General features: G+C 65.7%; 21 protein-coding genes. 14 read left to right on the forward strand and 7 right to left on the reverse strand.

Features of this window, described 5'->3' with window-relative positions:
* The 4 genes from KF707C_RS05085 to lpxC all read left to right on the forward strand — a co-directional run bounded on the left by KF707C_RS05085 (position 1) and on the right by lpxC (position 4,393).
* A complete protein-coding gene (locus tag KF707C_RS05085; protein ID WP_036990994.1) occupies positions 1-864 on the forward strand; it encodes a cell division protein FtsQ/DivIB in 864 nt (287 codons plus the stop codon).
* A 21-nt stretch (positions 865-885) separates the two neighbouring features.
* Positions 886-2,136 (forward strand): cell division protein FtsA, encoded by a 1,251-nt coding sequence (gene ftsA / locus KF707C_RS05090; RefSeq protein ID WP_003448447.1) that lies wholly within the window; start codon positions 886-888, stop codon positions 2,134-2,136.
* 45 nt (positions 2,137-2,181) lie between these two features.
* Positions 2,182-3,369 (forward strand): cell division protein FtsZ, encoded by a 1,188-nt coding sequence (gene ftsZ / locus KF707C_RS05095; RefSeq protein WP_003448446.1) that lies wholly within the window; start codon positions 2,182-2,184, stop codon positions 3,367-3,369.
* A gap of 112 nt (positions 3,370-3,481) precedes the next feature.
* A complete protein-coding gene (gene lpxC / locus KF707C_RS05100) occupies positions 3,482-4,393 on the forward strand; it encodes a UDP-3-O-acyl-N-acetylglucosamine deacetylase (RefSeq protein ID WP_003448445.1) in 912 nt (303 codons plus the stop codon).
* Between the two features lie 66 nt (positions 4,394-4,459).
* Here the strand turns inward: lpxC and KF707C_RS05105 are convergent, their stop codons facing one another.
* Positions 4,460-4,915, reverse strand: coding sequence for a DUF721 domain-containing protein (locus KF707C_RS05105; protein ID WP_036990991.1), 456 nt, complete (start codon positions 4,913-4,915; stop codon positions 4,460-4,462).
* 282 nt (positions 4,916-5,197) lie between these two features.
* On the opposite strand from KF707C_RS05105, the gene secA reads away from it, so the two are divergent.
* The 4 genes from secA to KF707C_RS05125 all read left to right on the forward strand — a co-directional run bounded on the left by secA (position 5,198) and on the right by KF707C_RS05125 (position 11,026).
* Entirely contained in the window at positions 5,198-7,951 is a 2,754-nt protein-coding gene (gene secA / locus KF707C_RS05110) for a preprotein translocase subunit SecA (protein ID WP_003448443.1), read from the forward strand.
* 119 nt (positions 7,952-8,070) lie between these two features.
* Positions 8,071-9,288: a bifunctional glutamate N-acetyltransferase/amino-acid acetyltransferase ArgJ gene (argJ, locus tag KF707C_RS05115; protein WP_003448440.1), complete on the forward strand. Its 1,218-nt coding sequence runs from the start codon at positions 8,071-8,073 to the stop codon at positions 9,286-9,288.
* A gap of 158 nt (positions 9,289-9,446) precedes the next feature.
* Positions 9,447-10,085 carry a glutathione S-transferase family protein gene (locus KF707C_RS05120; RefSeq protein ID WP_003448438.1) on the forward strand — a complete coding sequence of 213 codons (639 nt, stop codon included), beginning with the start codon at positions 9,447-9,449 and terminating at the stop codon, positions 10,083-10,085.
* Complete coding sequence (locus KF707C_RS05125; RefSeq protein ID WP_036990988.1) at positions 10,082-11,026, forward strand: Nudix family hydrolase; 945 nt, start codon at positions 10,082-10,084, stop codon at positions 11,024-11,026. Before KF707C_RS05120 ends, KF707C_RS05125 begins: the two co-directional genes overlap by 4 nt.
* Before the next feature lie 4 nt (positions 11,027-11,030).
* Here KF707C_RS05125 and KF707C_RS05130 read toward each other — a convergent pair whose 3' ends face one another.
* From KF707C_RS05130 to KF707C_RS05145, 4 genes are read right to left on the reverse strand one after another with little or no spacing between them, the layout of a single operon-like run.
* A complete protein-coding gene (locus KF707C_RS05130) occupies positions 11,031-11,609 on the reverse strand; it encodes a cob(I)yrinic acid a,c-diamide adenosyltransferase (RefSeq protein ID WP_003448434.1) in 579 nt (192 codons plus the stop codon).
* A 1-nt stretch (position 11,610) separates the two neighbouring features.
* The gene (locus tag KF707C_RS05135) at positions 11,611-13,632 is read right to left on the reverse strand and encodes a sensor histidine kinase (RefSeq protein WP_003448432.1); all 2,022 of its coding nucleotides are present in this window, start codon (positions 13,630-13,632) and stop codon (positions 11,611-11,613) included.
* A 45-nt stretch (positions 13,633-13,677) separates the two neighbouring features.
* Positions 13,678-14,589 (reverse strand): putative 2-dehydropantoate 2-reductase, encoded by a 912-nt coding sequence (locus KF707C_RS05140; RefSeq protein WP_003448430.1) that lies wholly within the window; start codon positions 14,587-14,589, stop codon positions 13,678-13,680.
* On the reverse strand, positions 14,586-15,548 hold the full coding sequence (locus KF707C_RS05145) for a GGDEF domain-containing response regulator (protein ID WP_003448429.1): 963 nt from the start codon (positions 15,546-15,548) through the stop codon (positions 14,586-14,588). The genes KF707C_RS05140 and KF707C_RS05145 overlap by 4 nt, the downstream gene beginning before the upstream one ends.
* A 223-nt stretch (positions 15,549-15,771) precedes the next feature.
* Between KF707C_RS05145 and KF707C_RS05150 the strand changes: the two genes are divergently transcribed.
* Positions 15,772-16,251, forward strand: coding sequence for a YajQ family cyclic di-GMP-binding protein (locus KF707C_RS05150; RefSeq protein WP_003448428.1), 480 nt, complete (start codon positions 15,772-15,774; stop codon positions 16,249-16,251).
* A 113-nt stretch (positions 16,252-16,364) separates the two neighbouring features.
* On the forward strand, positions 16,365-17,192 hold the full coding sequence (locus KF707C_RS05155) for a mechanosensitive ion channel family protein (RefSeq protein WP_003448426.1): 828 nt from the start codon (positions 16,365-16,367) through the stop codon (positions 17,190-17,192).
* Positions 17,193-17,253: 61 nt separating this feature from the next.
* On the opposite strand, the gene KF707C_RS05160 is transcribed toward KF707C_RS05155, so the two are convergent.
* Complete coding sequence (locus KF707C_RS05160; protein ID WP_003448424.1) at positions 17,254-18,993, reverse strand: AmpG family muropeptide MFS transporter; 1,740 nt, start codon at positions 18,991-18,993, stop codon at positions 17,254-17,256.
* Positions 18,994-19,068: 75 nt separating this feature from the next.
* A complete protein-coding gene (locus KF707C_RS05165; protein ID WP_036990986.1) occupies positions 19,069-19,455 on the reverse strand; it encodes an MGMT family protein in 387 nt (128 codons plus the stop codon).
* Between KF707C_RS05165 and KF707C_RS05170 the strand changes: the two genes are divergently transcribed.
* The 4 genes from KF707C_RS05170 to KF707C_RS05185 all read left to right on the forward strand — a co-directional run bounded on the left by KF707C_RS05170 (position 19,454) and on the right by KF707C_RS05185 (position 23,801).
* Positions 19,454-20,449 carry a DUF481 domain-containing protein gene (locus KF707C_RS05170; RefSeq protein ID WP_036990984.1) on the forward strand — a complete coding sequence of 332 codons (996 nt, stop codon included), beginning with the start codon at positions 19,454-19,456 and terminating at the stop codon, positions 20,447-20,449. The genes KF707C_RS05165 and KF707C_RS05170 overlap by 2 nt on opposite strands.
* Positions 20,450-20,574: 125 nt before the next feature.
* Positions 20,575-21,579, forward strand: a complete 1,005-nt coding sequence (locus KF707C_RS05175) for a DUF481 domain-containing protein (RefSeq protein WP_003448418.1) — start codon at positions 20,575-20,577, stop codon at positions 21,577-21,579.
* Positions 21,580-21,712: 133 nt separating this feature from the next.
* Positions 21,713-22,669 carry an ornithine cyclodeaminase family protein gene (locus KF707C_RS05180; protein WP_003448416.1) on the forward strand — a complete coding sequence of 319 codons (957 nt, stop codon included), beginning with the start codon at positions 21,713-21,715 and terminating at the stop codon, positions 22,667-22,669.
* A 7-nt stretch (positions 22,670-22,676) separates the two neighbouring features.
* Positions 22,677-23,801 (forward strand): NAD(P)/FAD-dependent oxidoreductase, encoded by a 1,125-nt coding sequence (locus KF707C_RS05185; RefSeq protein WP_003448415.1) that lies wholly within the window; start codon positions 22,677-22,679, stop codon positions 23,799-23,801.
* Positions 23,802-23,872: the final 71 nt, after the last annotated feature.

Raw genomic sequence — 23,872 nt, forward strand, 5'->3', positions numbered from 1 at the left:
ATGCGTAGCGCCACTATCCGTCGTCAGGAACCGGTGATCGGTCGCGTTGCGCCGCTGCGCAAGCCGGTGCCCCGTGGCGCCAGCAGGATGGTGGAGAAGGAACCGCTCGCCCAGCGGTTACCCAAGCCCAGTTTCGGCTTCCTCCGGCGCCTGTTGTGGCCGGTGCTGCTGGCGGTGCTCGGTTTCGGCGCCTACGAGGCGGCCCAGCGGCTGCTGCCCTACGCGGATCGGCCCATTGCCAGGATCAATGTGCAGGGCGACCTGAGCTACATCAGCCAGCAGGCGGTGCAGCAGCGGATCGCGCCTTACATCGCGGCGAGCTTCTTCACCATCGACCTGGCCGGCATGCGCCGCGAGCTGGAGCAGATGCCGTGGATCGCCCATGCCGAGGTGCGCAGGGTCTGGCCGGACCAGGTGGCCATTCGCCTGGAGGAACAACTGCCCATCGCCCGCTGGGGTGATGAGGCGCTGCTGAACAACCAGGGTCAGGCCTTCACACCGCGTGAACTGACTCATTACGAACAGCTGCCCCAGCTCTGGGGCCCGCAGCGGGCGCAGGAGCAGGTGATGCAGCAATACCAGATGCTCAGCCAGATGCTGCGGCCTCTCGGCTTCTCCATCGTGCGGTTGGAGTTGCGTGAACGCGGCAGCTGGTTCCTGACCACCGGACAGGGCTTCGAGCTGCTGCTGGGCCGGGATCACCTGGTGGAGAAGATGCGTCGCTTCATCTCGATCTACGAGAAGACGCTCAAGGAACAGATCGCGAACATAGAGCGCGTCGACCTGCGCTACCCCAACGGCCTGGCCGTGGCCTGGCGGACGCCGGTCGAAGCCCCGGCGGCGACGACGGTCGCCGCGCAGTGAATTGAGAGAGAAGGTTAGAACATGGCAAGCGTACAGAGCGGCAAGATGATCGTGGGCCTGGATATCGGCACCTCCAAGGTGGTGGCGCTGGTGGGCGAGATCGCGGCCGATGGCCAGCTGGAAATCGTCGGCATCGGTACCCACCCGTCGCGCGGCCTGAAGAAGGGCGTGGTGGTGAATATCGAGTCCACCGTGCAGTCCATCCAGCGTGCCGTGGAGGAGGCCCAGCTGATGGCTGGCTGCCGTATCCACTCCGCCTTCGTCGGTATCGCCGGCAATCACATCCGCAGCCTGAACTCCCATGGCATCGTCGCGATCCGCGACCGCGAGGTCAGCGGCGCCGACATCGAGCGTGTACTGGACGCCGCCCAGGCGGTGGCCATTCCCGCCGACCAGCGTGTGCTGCACACCCTGGCCCAGGACTACGTCATCGACAACCAGGAAGGTGTGCGCGAGCCCCTGGGCATGTCCGGCGTGCGCCTGGAGGCCAAGGTCCATGTCGTGACCTGTGCGGTGAACGCCGCGCAGAACATCGAGAAATGCGTGCGTCGCTGCGGCCTCGAAGTGGATGACATCATCCTCGAGCAACTGGCCTCGGCCTACTCGGTGATCACCGACGACGAGAAGGAGCTGGGCGTGTGCCTGGTGGACATCGGCGGCGGCACCACCGACATCGCCATCTTCACCGAAGGCGCGATCCGCCACACGGCGGTGATCCCGATCGCCGGCGACCAGGTCACCAACGACATCGCCATGGCCCTGCGGACACCGACCCAGTACGCCGAGGAAATCAAGATCCGTTACGCCTGCGCCCTGGCCAAGCTGGCCGGTGCCGGTGAGACCATCAAAGTGCCCAGCGTCGGCGATCGTCCCCCGCGCGAACTGTCTCGACAGGCCTTGGCCGAAGTGGTGGAGCCGCGTTACGACGAGCTCTTCACCCTGGTCCAGGCCGAGTTGCGCCGCAGCGGCTACGAAGACCTGATTCCGGCGGGCATCGTCCTCACCGGCGGCACCGCCAAGATGGAAGGCGCGGTGGAGCTGGCCGAGGAGATCTTCCACATGCCGGTGCGCCTCGGGCTGCCCCACGGCGTCAAGGGGCTCGCGGACGTGGTGCGCAACCCCATCTATTCGACGGGCGTGGGCCTGCTGATGTACGGGCTGCAGAAGCAGTCCGATGGCATGCCCGCATCCTCTGGCAGCTTCGGTTTCTCGGAAGAGGCCAAAGCCCCTGTGCTCGAGCGCCTCAAGCGCTGGGTCCAGGGCAATTTCTAACGCGGTACGCAGTAGGCGAAAAACTAAAAAGGAAGGAGAGGGGAAATGTTTGAACTCGTTGATAATGTTCCGCAAAGCGCGGTAATCAAGGTAATCGGCGTGGGCGGCGGCGGTGGCAACGCCGTTAACCACATGAGCACTACCAACATCGAAGGCGTCGAGTTCATCTGCGCCAACACCGACGCTCAGGCGTTGAAGAACATTGGCGCGCGCACTGTGCTGCAGCTCGGCCCGGGCGTGACCAAGGGGCTGGGTGCCGGCGCCAATCCGGAAGTGGGCCGCCAGGCCGCCATCGAGGATCGCGAGCGCATCGCCGAGGTGCTGCAGGGCGCCGACATGGTGTTCATCACCACCGGCATGGGCGGTGGTACCGGTACCGGCGCGGCCCCGATCATCGCCGAGGTGGCCAAGGAAATGGGCATCCTCACCGTGGCCGTGGTGACCCGTCCGTTCCCCTTCGAAGGCCGCAAGCGCATGCAGATCGCCGACGAGGGCATCCGCTCGCTGGCGGAGAACGTCGACTCGCTGATCACCATCCCCAACGAGAAGCTGCTGACCATCCTCGGCAAGGATGCCAGCCTGCTGGCCGCCTTCGCCAAGGCTGACGACGTGCTGGCCGGCGCCGTGCGCGGCATCTCCGACATCATCAAGCGTCCCGGCATGATCAACGTCGACTTCGCCGACGTTAAGACCGTCATGGGCGAAATGGGCATGGCGATGATGGGCACCGGCTGCGCCAGCGGTCCGAATCGCGCCCGTGAGGCCACCGAGGCGGCCATTCGCAACCCGCTGCTGGACGATGTGAACCTGCAGGGCGCGCGCGGCATCCTGGTGAACATCACCGCCGGTCCGGATCTGTCCCTGGGCGAGTACTCCGATGTGGGCAACATCATCGAGCAGTTCGCCTCCGAGCACGCCACCGTGAAGGTGGGGACCGTGATCGATCCGGACATGCGCGACGAACTGCACGTGACCGTAGTGGCCACTGGCCTTGGTGCGCGCATCGAGAAGCCGGTCAAGGTGGTGGACAACACCGTCCAGGCCGCCAGTGTGGCGACCGCAACCGTGGCCACCCGTCCGGAGCAGCCCTCGGTGAACTACCGCGATCTGGACCGTCCGACCGTGATGCGCAACCAGGCTCACGCCGGCGCGGCCACCGCGGCCAAGCTCAACACCCAGGATGACCTGGATTACCTGGACATTCCGGCGTTCCTGCGTCGCCAGGCTGATTGATGGGATTTATCAGGAGTATTGGGGTGATTGGTGTTCAGCAAAGGGCGGTTCTGCTATTATCGCCGCCCATTGTTGAAAACAGTTCGCAACTTGCGTACAAGCGGCCAATGCCATGATCAGACAACGCACTCTCAAGAACATTATCCGTGCCACTGGCGTAGGGCTGCATTCCGGGGAGAAGGTCTACCTGACCCTCAAGCCCGCGCCTGTGGACACCGGCATAGTGTTTCGCCGTACCGACCTCGAACCCGCAGTGGATATCCCCGCCCGCGCTGAGAACGTCGGTGAGACCACCATGTCGACCACACTGATCAACGGTGAGGTCAAGGTGGACACCGTGGAGCACCTGCTTTCGGCCATGGCAGGCCTGGGCATCGACAACGCCTACGTCGAACTCTCCGCGTCGGAAGTGCCGATCATGGACGGCAGTGCCGGTCCCTTCGTATTCCTGATCCAGTCCGCCGGCCTGCAGGAGCAGGAAGCGCCGAAGAAGTTCATCCGCATCCTCCACGAAGTCACGGTGGAGGAGGGCGACAAGCGCGCCACCTTCGTCCCCTTCGACGGTTTCAAGGTGAGCTTCGAGATCGACTTCGATCATCCGGTGTTCCGCAATCGCACCCAGTGTGCCAGCGTGGACTTTTCCAGCACTTCGTTCGTCAAGGAGGTCAGCCGCGCGCGGACCTTCGGCTTCATGCGTGACATCGAGTTCCTGCGTTCCCAGAACCTGGCGCTCGGCGGCAGCGTGGAAAACGCCATCGTGGTGGACGAGAACCAGGTGCTCAACGAAGACGGCCTGCGATACGAGGACGAGTTCGTCAAGCACAAGATTCTCGATGCGATCGGTGACCTCTACCTGCTGGGCAACAGCCTGATCGGCGAGTTCCGTGGCTTCAAGTCGGGCCACGCGCTGAACAATCGCCTGCTGCGCAAGCTCATCGAGCAGAAGGACGCCTGGGAAGTGGTGACCTTCGAGGACGCCAGGACTGCACCCATCTCCTACATGCGTCCGGTAGCAGCCGTTTAAGCAATAACCTCTTTCCTGACTTCAAAGGCCACCTTCGGGTGGCCTTTCTTTTATCTTCAGTCGGGCTCAGTCCTTGGGTTGGCCGTGTCGGGCCAGGCGTTCCAGTGCCGCGCGAAGCCTTGGGTCGCTCACGGTCTCGGCTGTGGCCTGGAGGCTTTCCGCCGCGGTGGAGGACAGGCGTCCCTCGGTGACGGGAGCCTTGGCGGTTCCCGTGGTTGGCTGCACCTTGAAGACGATCCGCTCCAGGCCAAAGAAGGCCTCGAAGGCTTTCAGTTGCCGGAGCAGGCGTGTCTGCTGATAGCGCAGGCGTGTCGCCCAGTGTCCATCGGTGACGATCAACAGCAGGCGACCGTCGCGCCAGGCGGCGACGTGGCAATGTTCACGGGCGGCGGGCTGCAACTGGCTGGCCAGCAACTGCTGCAGCTGGTCGATGCGCTGGGCCTCGGTGAACAAGGCTCGCAATGGCTTCTCCTCACGCAGCAGCGAGGCGGGGGAACGGGCGGGCAGGGGGCGGAATGCCATGGCGGGTGCTTGAAGGAAACCAGGATGCCCCAATATTAACAGAAGCGATTCATCCGCCCGGTTTTCCGGGCTCCCCGATGTGGCCCGGAGGTCATGTCGCCGTGCAGTCCATGGACCGATCCGGTCGCTCCATGGTCGACCGGTTCCGACGGAGGCTGGGAACTCCACCCGCTTTCCTCCACAAGGAATCCGGGTAGAATGCCCCCTTCGCTAGCAGCCATGACGGCTGCGCGGGCGACTCCAGGCCGCCCTCCATCCCCAAGTGTGGAAGATCCTCTCTATATGTTTGCGCCATTGTTGAAGAAACTCTTTGGAAGCAAGAACGAACGCGATGTGAAGCGCATGGCCAAGGTTGTCCAGGCCGTCAACGCGTTCGAAGAGCAGATGGTGGCCCTGTCCGATGACCAACTGCGTGCCAAGACCGAAGAGTTCAAGGCGCGCCTGGCCAAGGGTGAGACCCTCGACCAACTGCTGCCTGAAGCCTTCGCGGTGGCGCGCGAGGCGGGCAAGCGCGTCATGGGCATGCGCCACTTCGACGTCCAGTTGATCGGTGGCATGACCCTGCACGACGGCAAGATCGCCGAGATGCGGACCGGCGAGGGCAAGACCCTGGTGGGGACCCTGGCGGTCTATCTCAATGCGCTGTCCGGCAAGGGCGTGCATGTGGTGACCGTGAACGACTACCTGGCCCGTCGCGACGCGAACTGGATGCGGCCTCTCTATGAGTTCCTCGGCCTGACGGTCGGCATCGTCACCCCGTTCCAGCCGCCGGAAGAGAAGCGCGCCGCCTACGCTGCCGACATCACCTACGGCACCAACAACGAGTTCGGTTTCGACTACCTGCGCGACAACATGGCGTTCAGCCTGGAAGACAAGTTCCAGCGCGAGCTGAACTTCGCCGTGATCGACGAAGTGGACTCCATCCTCATCGACGAAGCCCGCACCCCGCTGATCATCTCCGGCCAGGCCGAGGACAGCTCCCAGCTCTACATCCAGATCAACAAGCTGATCCCGCGCCTCAAGCGTCATATCGAAGAGGTGGAAGGGCAGGTTACCCAGGAAGGTCATTTCTCCGTTGACGAGAAGACCCGCCAGGTCGAGCTCAACGAGATGGGCCACCAGTACATCGAGGAGATGCTCACCGAGGCCGGCCTGCTGGCGGAGGGGGAGAGCCTCTATTCGGCGCACAACCTGAGCCTGCTGACCCACGTCTACGCCGCCCTGCGTGCCCATACCCTGTTCCACCGGAACATCGAGTACATCGTGCAGAATGGCCAGGTGCTGCTGATCGACGAGCACACCGGCCGCACCATGCCGGGCCGCCGCCTCTCCGAGGGGCTGCACCAGGCCATCGAGGCGAAGGAAGGCCTGCAGATCCAGGCAGAAAGCCAGACCCTTGCCTCCACCACCTTCCAGAACTACTTCCGCCTCTACAAGAAGCTGTCCGGCATGACCGGTACCGCCGATACCGAGGCGTTCGAGTTCCGCCAGATCTACGGCCTCGATGTGGTGGTCATTCCCACCCACCGTCCAGTCGCCCGAAAAGACTTCAACGACCTGGTCTATTTGACCCAGGAAGAGAAGTTCGCCGCCATCATCAGCGACATCAAGGAATGCCAGGCCAATGGCCGACCGGTGCTGGTGGGCACCGCGTCCATCGAGAGTTCCGAGTACGTGGCCCAGCTCCTGGTGCAGGCCGGTATCGAGCACAAGGTGCTCAACGCCAAGTACCACGAGAAGGAAGCCGAGATCATCGCGCAGGCCGGTCGTCCCGGTGCCGTGACCATCGCCACGAACATGGCCGGCCGGGGTACCGACATCCTCCTGGGCGGCAACTGGGAGGCCGAAGTCGCGGCCCTGGAAGCCCCCACCGACGAGCAGATCGCCCAGATCAAGGCCGAGTGGCAGAAGCGTCACCAGCAGGTGATCGAGTCCGGTGGCCTGCACGTGGTGGCGTCCGAACGCCACGAGTCCCGCCGCATCGACAACCAGTTGCGTGGCCGTGCCGGCCGCCAGGGCGACCCGGGTTCCAGCCGGTTCTACCTGTCGCTGGAAGACAACCTGATGCGCATCTTCGCCTCCGACCGGGTGAAGAACTTCATGAAGGCGCTGGGCATGCAGTCCGGCGAAGCCATCGAGCACCGCATGGTGACCAACGCCATCGAGAAGGCCCAGCGCAAGGTCGAAGGCCGCAACTTCGACATCCGCAAGCAGCTCCTCGAGTATGACGACGTGGCCAACGAGCAGCGCAAGGTGATCTATCACATGCGCAACACGCTGCTGGCCGCCGAAGACATTGGCGACACCATCAAGGAATTCCGCGAGGAAGTGCTGAACAGCACCATCGACGCCCATATTCCTCCGCAGTCGATGCCCGAGCAGTGGGACATCTCCGGTCTGGAAGCCGCATTGCACAGCGACTTCGGCCTGAAGCTGCCGATTCAGCAGTGGCTCGACGAGGATGACAAGCTCTACGAGGAAACCCTGCGCGAGAAGATTCTCGAGCTTCTGATGGCCGCCTACCACGAGAAGGAAGAGCTGGCCGGCGTCGAGGCGCTGCGCGCCTTCGAGAAGCAGATGCTGCTGCGTGTACTGGACGATCTCTGGAAGGACCACCTGTCCACCATGGATCACCTGCGCCATGGCATCCATCTGCGCGGCTATGCCCAGAAGAACCCGAAGCAGGAGTACAAGCGCGAGTCCTTCACCCTGTTCCAGGAACTGCTCGATTCCATCAAGCGCGACACCATTCGCGTGCTCTCCCACGTGCAGGTTCGCCGCGAGGATCCGGCCGAGGAAGAGGCGCGCCTGCGCCGCGAGGCCGAGGAGCTGGCGCGTCGCATGCAGTTCGAACATGCCGCGGCGCCGAGCCTGGTCGAGGCCGAGGCCGGCGACGAGCCGGATGACCTGGGTGTCGCTACCGCCACCGCCACCGCTGCCGCGCCGGTTCGTACCGAGCCCAAGGTCGGGCGCAACGAGCCTTGCCCCTGCGGTTCGGGCAAGAAGTACAAGCACTGCCACGGTCAGATCAGCTGACCTGCCGCTGTAGTTACGACGCCGCGACCGGCTCCCGCCGCTCGCGGCGTTTTTCCTGATATCCCCAGGCCGCTGCGCCACCCGCAGCCGGTCGCACCATCACAAAAGGAGCGCTTCCCATGGCTGTTGGTCTTGGCCCTCTGCCTACGCTGCACCCGGTTCCCGGTTTCGAACTCGGCATCGCTTCCGCCGGCATCAAGCGCCCCGGGCGCAAGGATGTGGTGGTGATGCGTTGCGCCGAAGGTTCCACCATCGCCGGCGTGACCACCACCAATGCCTTCTGCGCCGCACCGGTGCTGGTTACACGCGAGCGCCTGGAAGGCGATGTGCGCTATCTGCTGACCAACACCGGCAATGCCAATGCCGGCACCGGTCCGGATGGCCTCGTTCGCGCCCGCCGTGCCTGCGCCAGGCTGGCTGAGCTGGCCGGCGTGGATGAGGCGGCCGTGCTGCCGTTCTCCACCGGCGTGATCGGCGAGCCGTTGCCGGTAGAGAAGATCGAGGCGGCGCTGCCCGCCGCCCTGGCGGACCTCAGGGAGGACAACTGGGCCCTGGCCGCCGAAGGCATCATGACCACTGACACCCAGCCCAAGGGTGCCAGTCGCCAGTTCGAGCATGATGGCGTGACCGTGACCATCACCGGCATCAGCAAGGGCGCCGGGATGATCCGCCCGAACATGGCCACCATGCTCGGCTACATCGCCACCAACGCCAAGGTCGCTCGCGACGTGCTTCATGCCCTGGTGCGCGATGCCGCGAACAAGTCCTTCAACCGCATCACCATCGATGGCGATACCTCCACCAACGACTGCTGCATGCTGATCGCCACCGGCCAGGCTGCGCTTCCCGAAATCACCGCAGCCAGCGGCGAGTTGTTCGCCAAGCTGAAGCAGGCGGTGTTCGATGTCTTCATGGAGATCGCCCAGGCCATCGTCCGCGACGGCGAGGGCGCCACCAAGTTCGTCACCGTCCAGGTGAATGGCGGCGGCAACCACCAGGAGTGCCTGGACGTGGCCTACGCCGTGGCGCATTCGCCACTGATCAAGACCGCCCTGTTCGCCTCCGACCCCAACTGGGGCCGCATCCTCGCCGCCGTGGGCTACGCCGGCGTGCCGAACCTGGATGTCAGCAAGATCGATGTGTTCCTCGGTGAAGTCTGCATCGCCAGCCAGGGTGGCCGCGCCGCCAGCTACACCGAGGCCCAGGGTGCGGCCGTGATGGCCCGCGAGGAGATCACCATCCGCATCGAGCTGGGGCGTGGTGACTGCAGTGAGACCATCTGGACCACCGACCTGTCCCACGAGTACGTGAAGATCAACGCCGAGTACCGCACCTGATAACCCGGCGGTGGCCCGCCGCTGCCGGCGGCGGGTCCTGATTTTCCAGCCTGGTATTCCGCATGCTCATGGCCCGATGAGCAAGCGGAATTGCCTGGATCGTCGGCCGCTTCCATGATCCAGTGACACACCGTGGAACTGGAACCAAGGAGTTGGGCATGACACTGAAACTCATCATCGGCAACAAGAACTATTCGTCGTGGTCCCTGCGGGCCTGGTTGGCGATCGAGCTGACCGGCGCCCCCTATGACGAGGAACGCATTCCGCTTTACCAGGCGGACAGCCGCTCGCGGTTGCTCAGTCTCTCGCCCACCGGCAAGGTCCCGGTGCTTCAGTGCGAGGACGGTACGCTCTGGGACTCCCTGGCGATCGCCGAGTACCTCGCCGAGCGGTTCCCCGAAGCCCACCTATGGCCCCTTGGCCAGACAGCTCGCGCCCATGCGCGGTCGGCGTGCGCTGAAATGCACAGCGGCTTCGTGCCCCTGCGCAGCCACATGCCGATCGACTTGCGGCGACAGAAGCCCCTCGACGAGGTGCCGGAAGAGGTCCAGGCGGATATCCGGCGCATCTGCGCGCTCTGGGCTGATTGCCGCGGCCGCTTCGGTCAGGACGGTCCCTTCCTCTTCGGCCATGCCAGTATCGCCGACGCCTTCTTTGCGCCGGTTGCCGCCCGGCTGCGCAGCTACGCCGTGGCGCTGCCGGCGGATGCCGAGGCCTATGTCGAAACCATCTACCGGTGGCCTGCGTTCCAGCGCTGGTACCAGGCCGCCATGCAGGAAACGGAGATCATCGAATGAAACGAATCCATGTGGCCGCCGCCGTGATCCGGGGTGTCGACGGCCGGGTGCTGATCGCCCGGCGTCCGGAGGACAAGCACCAGGGCGGCCTCTGGGAGTTTCCCGGCGGCAAGGTGGAGGAGGGCGAGGCGGTGCGCGACGCATTGTGCCGTGAGCTGGAGGAGGAACTGGGTATCCGCGTGAGCGCCGCCCGGCCGTTGATCCAGGTCCACCACGACTACCCGGACAAGCAGGTGCTGCTGGATGTCTGGGAGGTTGCCGGATTCACCGGCGAACCCCATGGTGCCGAGGGTCAGCCCCTGGCCTGGGTGTCGCCGCGGGAACTGGTGAACTACGAGTTTCCCGAAGCCAACGCGCCCATCGTGGCGGCTGCACGCCTGCCCGATCGCTACCTCGTCACCCCGGGAGATCTCGAGCCCCAGGCGCTCCTGGCGGGGGTGAAGGCTGCCCTGGCCGGTGGCGTGCGCCTGATCCAGCTACGGGCACCGACGATGTTCGACGCCCAGTACCGTGATCTCGCGGTGGACATACAGGGGCTGTGCGCCGGCAAGGCGCAGTTGATGCTCAAGGGACCGCTGGAGTGGCTGGGGGACTTTCCCGCCGCCGGCTGGCACCTGACCGCCCGGCAGTTGCGCAAGTACGCGCCCAACGGCCGGCCTTTCCCCCGCGAGCGTTGGCTGGCGGCATCCTGCCACTGTGCGGAGGAGTTGCAGCTGGCTCAGGCCATGGGCGTGGATTTCGTCACCTTGTCGCCGGTCGAGGCGACGCAGACCCATCCCGATGCCGCGCCTCTGGGGTGGGAGCGTGCAGAGGAGATGCTGAAAGGCTTCAACCAGCCGGTCTACCTGCTGGGCGGCGTCGGACCGGCCGATATCGAGCGTGCCTGGCAAGTGGGCGCCCAGGGAGTGGCAGGCATTCGCGCATTCTGGCCGGAGGCCTGACGCCCTATCCCGCCTTTCCCGCCGCCTGCCACAGCACCTCACCGATTCCCTGCCGCCTGGCGATCAGCCGGCCGGCGACGAAGAGCAGGTCGGACAGGCGGTTGAGGTAGGCCAGCAACTCCGCTCGCAGGGGTTCCTCGCCGTTCAGGGTCTGCAGGCGGCGTTCGGCGGTGCGGGCGGCGCTGCGGCAGACGTGGGCCTGGGCCACCAGGCGTGAGCCACCGGGCAGGATGAAGTTCTCCAGCGGCCCCAGCTCGTCATTCCAGCGGTCGATGGCCGCTTCCAGTCGTTCGACCTCGGCAGTGTCCACCACCTGGTATTCCGGCATGGCCAATTCTCCGCCCAGGTCGAACAGGCGGTGCTGGCAGGGGGCCAGGGCCTCTTCCAGCTCCGCCAGGTCCGGCCACCGGGCCTGTCCTTCCGCGAGTTCGGCGAGCAAGAGGCCCAGTTGGCTGTTCAGGCTGTCCACTTCGCCGATGGCCTCGATGCGCGGGTGGTCCTTGGGAACCCGGCGGCCACCGGCAAGGCCGGTCTCGCCCTTGTCGCCGGTTCGGGTGTAGATCTTCGAGAGGCGGTTGCCCATGTCAGGCGGCTCCTGCGTCCGTGGCGGTGGATGTCAGCGGCAGGCGCAGGGTGAAGCAGGTGCCCTGGCCGGGCCTGGACTGCACTTCCATCTGCCCCTTGTGGTTGTTGGTGATGATGAAATAGGAAACCGACAGCCCGAGCCCCGTCCCCTGGCCCACTTCCTTGGTGGTGAAGAAGGGCTCGAAGATGCGCTTGCGCACCGTCTCGGGAATGCCGACGCCGTTGTCTTCCACCTGGATCTCGGCCCAGGGCGGGCAGAGACGGGTGCGCAGCGTGATGCGTCCTTCTTCGCCGTCCTCGCGCTGATGGACGGCCTGGGCGGCGTTCTTCAGCAGGTTCAGCAGGACCTGCTCCAGTTCGTTGGCGGTACCCGGCACGGGGCCGAGGTCCGGATCGAACTCGCGGACGATCTGGAGCTCCTTGAAGTCGAATCCCTCGGTGAGGTCGAAGTCGTTGCTGGCGATCTCCAGGGCCTGGTCGATCAGCATCGGCAGCTGGCAGGGCGCCAGTTGGCGGTTGCTGCGACGGCTGAAGGCCAGCATGTGGGTGACGATCTTCGCGGCGCGGGCGCCGGCGTACTGGATGTCGTCCAGCAGCCGAGGCACCTCGCGGGCCTCCAGATACTGGTTCACCGACTCCAGGCTGATGCCGCTGATGGCGGCCTGCTCCTGGTTGCGGTCCAGTTCCGGGGAGAGGCGCCGCCGGATGTTCTGCACGTTGTGCAGGATCGCGCCCAGGGGGTTGTTGATCTCGTGGGCCATGCCGGCGGCCAGGCCTCCCACCGAGAGCATCTTCTCCGACTGCACCATCAGTTCTTCCATGGACAGGCGCTGGGTGATGTCGTCGATACGGATCACCACGCCGCGCCCGGCGCCACCGGTCAATGGGTAGAAGGTCAGGGCGTAGTGCTTCACGTCCTCGCCCACCCGCCAGCTGACCCGTTCCACCTTCTCCACCTTGTGTTTCTCCGCCGTGAGGCGGATCTGCGGCAGGAAGGGCTTGAGGGATGGGAAGGCGAGGAAGACCGGCTGGTTCAGGGCATCGTCCATGGAGGTGCCGGACAGGGCGCTGGCCTCCTGGTTCCACTGGGTGACGTAGAGCTGCTCGTCCAGGGCGATCAGCGCCGAGGGCATGGAGTCTATGATGCTGTTGAGGTAGTTCTGGAAGCCGGTGAGCTTCTTCTCGATCTTGCTTCGTACCTGGACTTCCAGCTCAAGCTTGCGGTTGGAGTGACGGGTTTCCTCGGCCAGGGTATGGGCCTGGTCGAAGGCGGCCTGGGCGTCGTCCCGGGCCCGTTTGAGCTGCTGCTCCCGGGCCTCGATGCGGCTGAGCATGGTGTTGAAGGCATCGGAGAGGCTGCCGATCTCATCGCGGTTGCCCCGGGGCGCCCTCAGGGAGTAGTTCTCCTCACGGGTGACCTGGCGGGAGAGCTCCTCCAGCCGGCGGATGGGGCGGGTGACCATGCGCTTGATCTGGCGGGCCACCAGCAACCAGAGCAGCACACTGCAGGCCAGGATCGCCAGGCTGGCCGTCAGGGTGCCGGTGTAGAACACCCCGGGCAGTTCGCTGGAGGCCACCAGCAGCAGGTAGCCCGGATCGCGGCCGGGTTGTGGCAATTGGGACAGGTGGGTGGCGCGGAATTCTCGCGAGCGCCACCCGGGGATGTCGCTGGCCGTCAGCGGCAGGTCGAGCTGTTCGCCCGTCTGCAACTGGGCCAGCAGGCGGCCGTCGGTGCCGTACAGGGCGGCCGCCCTCAGTGGGCTGTAGCCGTCCAGCCGCTCCAGCATCGACCTGGCCCTTGCCTCCGATGACAGGGCGTCGCTGGAAACGGTAGGACTGGCGAAGAGCCGGCCCAGGGTTTCCAGGGCCTGGGGCGCCACGCTTTCCTGGGAAATCCAGTAGGCGGCGCTGATGAAGGCGAGGTTGGCGATGAGCAGGACGGTGGCCAGGAGCACCAGGAGGGCCGCGAGGAGTTTGCGGCCGACCGACAGGTTCTCGAGGCGCTTGCGCAGGCTGGTCAAGGGGGCAGGTTTCCGCGACTGGGCTGAAGGCAGGTTAGCGCGGGGTCAGGTGACGGGCAATCCGCGCTGCCGCAGGTGGGCCTTGAGGCGTTCGTGCAGGCGGTCCAGATGGGGCACGGCGACATGGTGGCGCGCCGCAGTGGCGCAAGCGTGGCCCAGCAGGTAGCTGATCTCGGTGCGCCTGCCGCTGGCGACGTCCTGATGCATGGAGGAGAAGTTGGCGGCGGTGGCCTGGATCACGCGTTGCACGTCTTCCAGCAGGTTCTCGGCCGCTGCCGGCTGGCCGCAGCGCTGCAGCAACTCCACCAGTTCCGAGCAGAGCACCGCCACTTCGGCCGGATGTTCCAGCAGCCCGCCGTTGCGGCAATCGTGAAGCACGGTCAGCGGGTTGATGGCGCAGTTGAGGGCCAGCTTGCGCCAGAGGCGCGAGAGGATGTCCGGTGTCCACGCGTGGGGAATGCCGGCGGCCGACAGGTCGCCCAGCCAGGCCGGGGCGCCGGGGCGGAGAGGGTCCCCCAGCCAGGTGAAGCCCTGGCCGGCGAACACCACGCGGAAATCCTCTTCGCGAAAGGCGCCTTCGGTGCTGGAGGCGAGCACGCAGCGCGCGTGGGGCGCACCAAGGGCGACCGCATCCTGGCTGCCCAGGCCGTTCTGCAGGAGCACCAGCTCGGCGTCGGGAGACAGGCGCGGTAGCAAGGGGGCGACGGCGGCTTCGGCGTCATAGGCCTTGCAGGCCACCAGCAGGCGCTGGATGGGCCCATCGGCCGTTGGCAGTTCGGCGGGGATGGCGTGTCGCCGGGCCTGGCCCTGATCCACCAGGGTGAGGCCGCCGGCCGCCTGGTACGCCGCCAGTCGCCGAGGGTCCCGCAGGATCAGGCGGACCGGCACGCCGGCACGGGCGAGGCGGGTGGCCCAGAGACTGCCGAGGCTGCCGGCGCCGAGAATGTGCCAGGTCATGGCTGGGGCAGGCGCAGGGCGGTGACCCGACCACTGGCGTAGGCTTCGGGCAGCAGCGCGACGGCCTTGTCCAGCAGTTCCTCCACATCCACCGGCAGGGCCTTGGTATCCAGGCCCACCAGGGCGATGCCGGCCTTGAGGGTGATGAAGCCCTCGGTGGTCTTGAAGGCCTTGAGGTTCAGCCCCTCGTGGAGTCGACGGAAACTGCTGGGCGAGCACTCGTGGAGGTCGTCGATCAGGGTGATCAGACCGAAATGGTTCTCGTCCAGGCGCGTCAGCACATCCAGCGGGCGAATCAGTTGCTGCAAGCGCCGGGCGACGCCATGGAGCAGCTCGCTGTAGAAGGTGTCGCCATACCGCAGGCGCAGCTGCGGGGCGTCCAGCAGCCCGATCAGCAGGTAGCACAGGGCGCCACCGCGGGACTCCACCTGGCGCAGGCTGTCGGTCAGCTTCAGCCGCAGGTAGCGGGGATTGCCCAAGCCGGTGAGGGAGTCCACGAGGTTGCGCTGTTCCAGGCTGGCGATGTTCTGGGTCAGCAGGCGATTTTCCTGCAGCAGGCGCTGCAGGGTCGCGCAGAGGCGGTCGGCGGCGAACACCCGGGGCACCAGTTGCTCGCTCATGGCGGCCTTGCTGATGAAGTCATCCACCCCGCGATCGAAGGCCTCGCCCAGGACGTTCTCCCCTTCCTTGCCGGTCAGCAGGATGATGTAGCTGTAGTGATCCGTCATTTCGTCCAGCTGGCGCACTCGCGCGGTCAGCTCCAGGCCGTCGATCTCGGGCATCAGCCAGTCCGCCAGGATGACGTTGGCGGGCTTCTGCTCCAAAAGATTCAGGGCTTCGCTGGCGCTGCTGGCAAAGCGCAGGTCCTGGTACCCGGCTTGGGCGAGGGCGCGGCCGATCATGGCGCTGGAGAACTTGGCATCGTCCACCACCAGGATGCTGAGATGAGGGTTGGGCATTGGGCAGGCTCGCGAAGGAGTGGGACAGCGGAATGTGGCGTTATGATATCAAGCCCCATGCCGATTGCCTTGTCGCCCCACCGCTCTGCCGGATTCGGACTGCTGGGTAAGGCCTCGAAAAGGGGACTTGTCGCTCGGTTATAATGGGTGCGCATTTTTTACCGTCAAGCCAGGCGCGCTCATATCCGTGATGCAGATCGCGCCGTCTATCTGGAGGAATCCCATGCCCTCGTTCGACGTGGTGTCCGAACTGGACAAGCACGAAGTCACCAATGCTGTCGACAACGCCATCAAGGAGCTCGATCGCCGCTACGACCTGCGCGGCAAGGGCAGTTTCGAGTTCAAGGAGCTGACGGTGACGCTCACGGCGGAAGCCGACTTCCAGCTGGAGCAGATGCTGGAAATCCTCAAGCTGGCCCTGGTCAAGCGCAAGATCGATATCCAGTGCCTGGAGGTGAAGGACTCCTATGCCTCGGGCAAGGCCGTGAAGCAGGAGGCGGTGCTTCGCGAGGGCATCGACAAGGAGCTGGCGAAAAAGATCGTCGCCCACGTCAAGGACACCAAGCTCAAGGTCCAGGCCGCGATCCAGGGCGAGCAGGTGCGCATCACCGGCAAGAAGCGCGACGACCTGCAGGACGCCATCGCCTCCCTGCGTGCCAAGGAGTTCGGCATGCCGCTGCAGTTCAACAACTTCCGCGATTGAGCGGAACCTTCGCGGCCCGCTCGCGTCGCACTCCAGGTACCCCTTGAACCTTCGCCGCCATGGAGTGTCCATGGCGGCCTGGTTTTGCATTGTGGAAATTGAGGAGAACAACGATGGATATGAACGTCGATGAGCTGGTGAAGGCATCCGAGGCCTGGATTCCCATCGTGCTGGAGTACGGCGGCAAGCTGACCCTGGCGCTGATCACCCTGCTGGTGGGCTGGTGGCTGATCAACATGCTGACCGGCCGGGTGGGCGCGCTGATGCGCAACCGCAATGTCGATCGCACGCTTCAGGGTTTTGTCGGCAGCCTGGCCAACATCATCCTCAAGGTGCTGCTGCTGGTCAGCGTCGCCTCGATGATCGGGGTCGAAACCACCTCCTTCGTCGCCGCCATCGGTGCGGCGGGCCTGGCCATCGGCCTGGCGCTTCAGGGCAGCCTGGCGAACTTCGCTGGCGGTGTGCTGATCCTCCTGTTCCGCCCGTTCAAGGTGGGCGACTGGATCGAGGGCCAGGGCGTGGCGGGAACCGTGGACGGCATCCAGATCTTCCATACCACCCTGAAGACCGGCGACAACAAGGTGGTGATCGTACCCAACGGCAGCCTGTCCAACGGCAACATCACCAACTTCTCGCGGGAGAAGACCCGCCGCGTGGATATCAACATCGGCATCGACTACGGCTGCGACATCAAGGTGGCCCGCCAAGTGCTGCTGGATATCGCCAGGGACCCGCGCGTGCTGCGCAATCCTGAACCGGTGGTCTTCGTCACCGGACTGGGGGAGAGCGCCATCAACATCTCCCTGCGGGTCTGGGTCGCCACGGAGGACTATTGGGGCGTGACCTTCGATTTCATCGAGCGGGCCAAGGAGCGGCTGGATGAGGTGGGCATCGGTATCCCCTTCCCCCAGCGGGTGGTGCGTCTGGTCCAGGAAGCCTGAAGCGCTCGGATGCACGCTACGAAAGAGGCCAGCATTCGCTGGCCTTTTTCGTGTCCGGGGGTCAGGGCTGCTCGGTGGAGCTCGATGCCGGTGGGTTGCTGTGCGAGCCGTTTTCCCTGGGCTGCTGGCGATCCCGACCCCACTGGATGGCGATCAGCAGCAGGGTGGGAATGCCCAGCAGGGCCGTGAGCATGAAGAAGTTGTGGTAGCCCAGGCTTTCCACCATCACTCCCGAATAGCCGCCGATCAGGCGCGGCAGCAACAGCATGATGGAGCTGAGCAGCGCGTACTGGGTGGCGGAGAACTTCAGATTGGTGAGGCTCGACAGGTAGGCGACGAAGGCCGAGGTGGCGAGACCCGCGCTGAAGTTGTCGCAGGAGATGGTCAGGACCAGCATGTTCAGGTGGGCGCCCATGCCGCTCAGGGCCACGAACATCAGGTTGGTGGCCGCCGAGGCGACCCCGCCGATGAAGAGGATCGGCAGGATGCCGAAACGCACGATCAGCACGCCTCCGGCGCCAGCGCCGAGCAGGGTCATCACCAGGCCGAACAGCTTGCTGACGCTGGCGATCTGCTCCTTGGTGAAGCCCTGGTCGATATAGAAGACGTTGGCCATCACCCCCATCACCGTATCGGACATCCGGTAGGTGGCGATCAGCCCCAGCAGCAGCAGCGCCTGCCAGCGGTAGCGCTGGACGAACTCACTGATTGGCGTGAGTACCGGGGCCATGAGCAGCCGGCCGGGCGCGGAGAAACAGGCCAGGGTGATCAGCACGAACAGCGTGCCCCGAGGCCAGGCGCCCGAGGAAAACGCCTTCACCGCGGCGGCGATGGTCACCAGGACCACGATCAGCACGATGATCGAGACGGCCTGGTGGACGAAGTCGAAGTTCGGCATCACCTTGCCCCTCGCGGCGACCAGCAGTTGGCGGCGCTGCTGGCTCAGCAGGTCGCGCACCGGCAGGATCTGGCGCATGCCCCAGGGCGACAGGCAGGTGACGAGAAAGATGGCGTAGAGCGCGGCGCGAGGCCAGGCGCGGTCCAGCAGGCCGGTGATCATCGCTGGCAGGGAGATCAGCATCACCAGCAGGATCAGTACCGAGGACAGCTGCTGCTTGAGCTTGAAGCGAGAGCTGTTGGTCTGGGCCGGCAACTCGACCGCCGGCTCGCGCATCCACAGGCTGGTGATCAGGCCAGGCAGCATCAGCAGGGCGAACAACAGGTAGGTGCCGGCCCAGGCACCGTATTCGTAGACGGTCGTGGTGGAGCCGAACCACTCGGCGAAATACAGCGCGCCGGCGGTGGCCAGCAGCGCGGAAACCCGGTAGCCGGTCATGTAGCAGGCGGCCAGGGCGGCCTGCCGGCTGTCCTCGGCGATTTCCAGGCGATAGGCGTCGATGGCGATGTCCTGGGTGGCGGAAGCGAAGGCCACCACCACCGCCAGCGCGATCAGCCAGGTCAGGTGGGTTTGCGGGTCGCACATAGCCATGCCCACCAGCCCCAGCGCCACCAGGGCCTGTGACAGCACCAGCCAGGAGCGGCGCCGACCCAGGCGGCCCAGCAGCGGCAGGCGCCATTGGTCCAGCAGCGGCGACCAGATCCACTTGAAGGCGTAGGCCAGGCCGATGAGGCTGGCAAAACCGATGGTTTCCCGAGAGACCCCGGCCTCCCGCAGCCAGACCGACAGGGTGGCGAACACCAGCATGTAGGGCAGGCCGGCGGCGAACCCCAGCAACAGCAGCGACAGGGTGGAGGGCGAGGCGTAGGCGGCGATGGCGGCGCGCCAGGAACTATGAGGCATCAGCGGTGCGGTCCGAAAGGCGAGGCGCCGGACAGGGGCGCTCCGCGGCGGGCGGGAAACAGGGCAGGGCGCACTCTAACCCTTGGGTGGCATGGGATGCCAGCCGTGCCGACGCATGTCCACCCGATCGTTGTGGAGTCGGACACCCTCTGCGCGCAATCGTGCCCGCTGTTCATTGCCGGACGGGGTACCAGCGGCCAGGCTGAAGCGCCCGCCCGCTCCCACCACGCGGTGCCAGGGCAGCCGGGTGCCGCTGGGCAGCTGACTCAGGGTCCGGCCGACCCAGCGCGCCGCGCGGCCCAGGCCCGCCAGTTCCGCCAGTTGGCCGTAGGTGACCACCTTGCCCTCCGGTACCTGGCCAAGGGTCAGGTAGAGCGCCTCCCGGCGAACGTCGGCACTTGCTCCGGGCAAGTCCCCCCATGCATCCTCTGGCGCCTCTTTCCCTTTCTTGCTGTCCGCCATGATCCGTTGCCTCGGTGCCCTGTTCCTGACTGTCCTGTGTACGCCGCTCTGGGCCGATACCGTCTGGTTGAACAACGGCGATCGCCTGACCGGCGAGATCCTGTTGCTGGATGGCGGCAAGCTGGCGCTGAAGACCCGCTATGCCGGCCAGGTGCTGATCGACTGGAAGGATATCGACACCCTCCTCTCCGAGAAACCGCTGATGATCAAGCGCGCGGGCCAGGACAGCGAGCACAGCCAGAGCCTGGAAGCGGCGGGCAAGGGCATGGTGCGTCTGGTCAATGGTGCGAGCGAGACGGTGCCCCTGGCCAGCATCCGCCAGATGGTTCCGCCCCGTCCCCTGCTCAAGGACCGGATCTGGGAAGGCAACCTGGACGCCAAGCTGGACATGGAGCGCAATGCCGACAAGAAGGATGAATGGAAGCTCAAGGGCGATACCCGGGTCGAGCACGGCCGCTGGCGGCATGTGCTCAGTGGGCAATTGGAAAACGAAACCAAGAACGGCGATCGCACCGAGGACAACTGGGAGCTGGAGTACGATCTCGACCGATTCCTCACCCCCCACTGGTTCGTGCGTGGCAGCTATGACCAGGCCCGCGATGACTTCGAGTTCTTCGATCGCCAGCGCTCCTACGGACTGGGGCCGGGTTATCGCTTCTGGGACAACGAACTGGGGCGCTTCGACCTGATCGCCCAGCTGTCGCGCTTTGAACTGGAAAGCGCCGCCGGTGACCTGGAGTTCGACGCCTACTCCCTGGAGTGGGACTTCAAGCGCCTGATCTGGGGGACCCGCTTCGAGCTCTACTCCAAGGCCCAGTTGCAGATGCCGCGCATCAACGAGATCGATTATGTGCTGGACAGCGAGTTCGGCCTGCGTTATCGCCTGAACGACTGGGCGCGGCTCTCGCTGCTCTACGAGCTGGACCAGATCCGGGGCCAGGGAACCACCGTATCGGACCGCCATTACCTCATCGGCGTGGGGGTGGGCTGGTAGCGGGGAGGCGCACGTCCATCGATTCTTCGGAACTCATCGGCCATCGTCCGGTCAGTCCTTGCTCTGCCGCCGGCCATCCGGATAATGCCCGGCTTTTTTTGAATCGGAGCCGAAGAAGCCGTCCCATGCTGTCTCGATCCCTGCTTTGCCTGGCGCTTGCCGCCGCTTCCACCGCCACCTTCGCCGACACCGTCTGGCTGAAGAACGGCGACCGACTCACCGGCACCATCCGCGTCTTCGACGGCAACAAGCTGGTGCTGGAAACCGACTACGGCGGAACCATTCCGCTGGACTGGAAGAAGGTCGCCACCCTGGAGAGCGACCGCGAGCTGCTGATCAAGCAGGGCGATGTGGAGGGCGAGCGGGCCAAGTCCCTGCACCGGGCCGACGAGGGCAAGGTCATCCTCGCCAACGGCGATGCCCCCAAGGAAGTGGAACTGGCCAGCATCGACCAGATCATGAAGCCCAAGCCCCTGGTGGAAGACCTCACCTGGACCGGCAACGTCGACCTGGCGCTCGACTACAAGCGCGCCGAGAAGGACACCGACGACTATGACGTCGACTTCTCCACCAAGGCGCGTCACGGCCGCTGGCGGCACAACGCCTCGGGCGAATACAACCGCGAGTTCACCAACGAGGTGAAGACCACCGACAACTGGGAGGTCGAGTACGCCCTCGACCGTTTCCTCACCGACCAGTTCTTCTGGCAGGGCCGCGGTGAATACAAGCGGGACAAGGTCGAGGAGCTGGCGCGCCAGCGCACCCTGGGTACCGGTCCCGGTTACCAGTTCTGGGACGACGAACTGGGCGCCTTCTCCCTGGCGAGCCTGGTCAACCGCAGCGACTACCAGTTCTCCGATGGCAGCAAGGAGAACTTCTATTCCCTCAGCCTGAAGTGGGACTACAACCGCTACCTGATCGGCAAGACGGTCGAGTTCTTCACCACCGGCGAAGTGGGACGTCCGCTGGACAACACCGCCGACTACTCCCTGGATGCCGAGATGGGCCTGCGTTACAAGCTCACCGACTGGGCCTCGCTGAACATGAAGGCCGAGAAGGACCAGGTCAGCGGCGCCGACGGCGAGATCGACGAAACACGCTACACCGTCGGTTTCGGCGTGGGCTGGTAAGCCTGCCTGGTGAGACGGCCCCGACCCCGGGGCCTGACGTGGCGCCCGTGCAGCAGGTCGCTTTTCGCTTGTCGATGTAAACAACTGAGTCCAGAATGGACAAAATGTTTATTTCTGACTCCGGAAGCCTCCCATGCCCAGCGTCCCGCCGTTCGTCGTTCCGCAAGCCGAAGCCCGCCGCCTGCTCCAGCAGCTCGACGTGCATCAGGCCATGCGCCACATGTTCCGTGACCTCGCCCGGGGTGAGGCCGTGCAGCCGCCCCAGCAACTGGTGGAGTTTCCCAATGCCGCGGGCGACTTCATCAACTACCTGGGCGTGCTCGCCAAGGAAGGCGTCTACGGGGTCAAGACCTCGCCCTATATCAAGAAGCCGGAGGGCCCTCGGGTCACCGCCTGGACCTTGCTGATGTCCATGGACAGTGGCCAGCCGCTGCTGCTCTGCGATGCCGGTGAACTCACCACCGCCCGCACCGCCGCCACCACAGCCGTGGCGGTGGAAGAGCTGGCGCCGGTCGGGGCCCGTCGGCTGGCGGTGATCGGCAGTGGCGCGGTGGCCCGTGCCCACCTGCATCAGGTGAAAGGGTTGCGGGACTGGCAGTCCATCCGCGTTCATTCGCGGACGCTCGCCGGCAATGCCGAGGCCCAGGCGCTGCTGCGCGCCGAGGACCCGCGTGTCGAGGTCCACGACAGCCTGGACGCTGCCGTGGCCGATGCCGACGTGGTGATGCTCTGCACCTCTTCCGCCGGTCCGGTGCTGGACCCGCGCCAACTCACCCGGCCGGCGCTGGTCACCTCCATCAGCACCAATGCCCCGCGTGCCCATGAGATACCGCCCGAGGCCCTGGCGGAGATGGATGTCTACTGCGATTACCGTGTCACCACGCCAGGCGCCGCCGGCGAGATGCTGCTGGCGGCCGAGCGGCATGGCTGGAGTCCCGAGTCCATCGTCGGCGACCTGCCCGGCCTGGTGAGCGACCGCGTGCCGCGCCCGGACTACAGCCGTCCGGTGTTCTTCCGCTCCATCGGCCTTGGCCTCGAGGACGTGGCGCTGGCCAACCGGGTCTACCAACTGCAGTGCGAAGGCCAGTGAGGCGCCCATGAACCAGGTCGATTTCATCATCGTCGGTGCCGGCATCGCCGGTGCCTCCACCGGCTTCTGGCTGTCCCGGCATGGCCGCGTCCTGGTGCTGGAGCGGGAGGAACACGCCGGCTACCACGCCACCGGCCGTTCCGCCGCGCTCTACACCGTGGCCTATGGCACGCCCCAGGTGCGGGCGTTGACCGCCGCCAGCCGGGCCTTCTTCGATGCGCCTCCGCCCGGATTCAGCGAGCATCCGCTGCTGACGCCCCGTGGCGAAATGGTGGTGGACTTCACGGGCGACGCCGCCGAGCTGCAACGCCAGTTCGACAGTGCCCTGGAAAACGTGCCCGACATGCGCATGCTCAGCGCCGACGAAGCCTGCGAGCGTGTGCCGGTACTGCGCCGCGACAAGGTCCAGGGCGCCATGTTCGACCCCAGCGCCGCCGATATCGATACCGATGCCTTGCACCAGGGCTACCTGCGTGGGATTCGCCGCAATGGTGGCGAGGTGCGCCTGGGCTGCGAGGTGCAGGCGGTGCGCCGCGACGGCGAGCTGTGGCGGGTGACGACCCGGCAGGGCGACCTGGTCGCGCCGGTGCTGGTCAATGCCGCGGGTGCCTGGTGCGATCAACTGGCGCGCCTCGCGGGCGTCCGGCCGCTGGGACTGCAACCCAAGCGTCGGGCCGCCTTCATCTTCGCGCCGCCGGAGGGGCTGGATGTCCACGCCTGGCCGGCGGTGGTGAGCCTCGACGAGTCCTTCTACTTCAAGCCGGACGCCGGGATGCTGCTGGGCTCGCCCGCCAACGCCGACCCGGTGGAGCCCCACGATGTGCAGCCCGAGGAGTTGGACATCGCCCTCGGCATCTACCAGATCGAGGAGCACACCCACATGAGCATCCGCCGTCCGGCGCGGACCTGGGCCGGATTGCGCTCCTTCTTCGCCGACGGCGACCTGGTTTCCGGTTATGACCCGGGCGCGCCGGGCTTCTACTGGGTGGCGGGGCAGGGCGGCTACGGCATCCAGACGTCCGCCGCCATGGGCGAGGCCAGCGCCAGCCTGATCCGCCGCCAGCCGCTGCCGGAGCACCTGGCCCGCTTCGGCCTCACCGAGGCGCTGCTTTCGCCGGCCCGCCTGGGGTGACGCCGCCGGCGCTTTGCGCCACACTCGCAGCGCCGGGCCCCGTGCCCGGCGTCGTTCCTTCCGCGCCAGGA

The sequence above is a fragment of the Pseudomonas furukawaii genome (genome assembly GCF_002355475.1).
Classification (GTDB): domain Bacteria; phylum Pseudomonadota; class Gammaproteobacteria; order Pseudomonadales; family Pseudomonadaceae; genus Metapseudomonas; species Metapseudomonas furukawaii.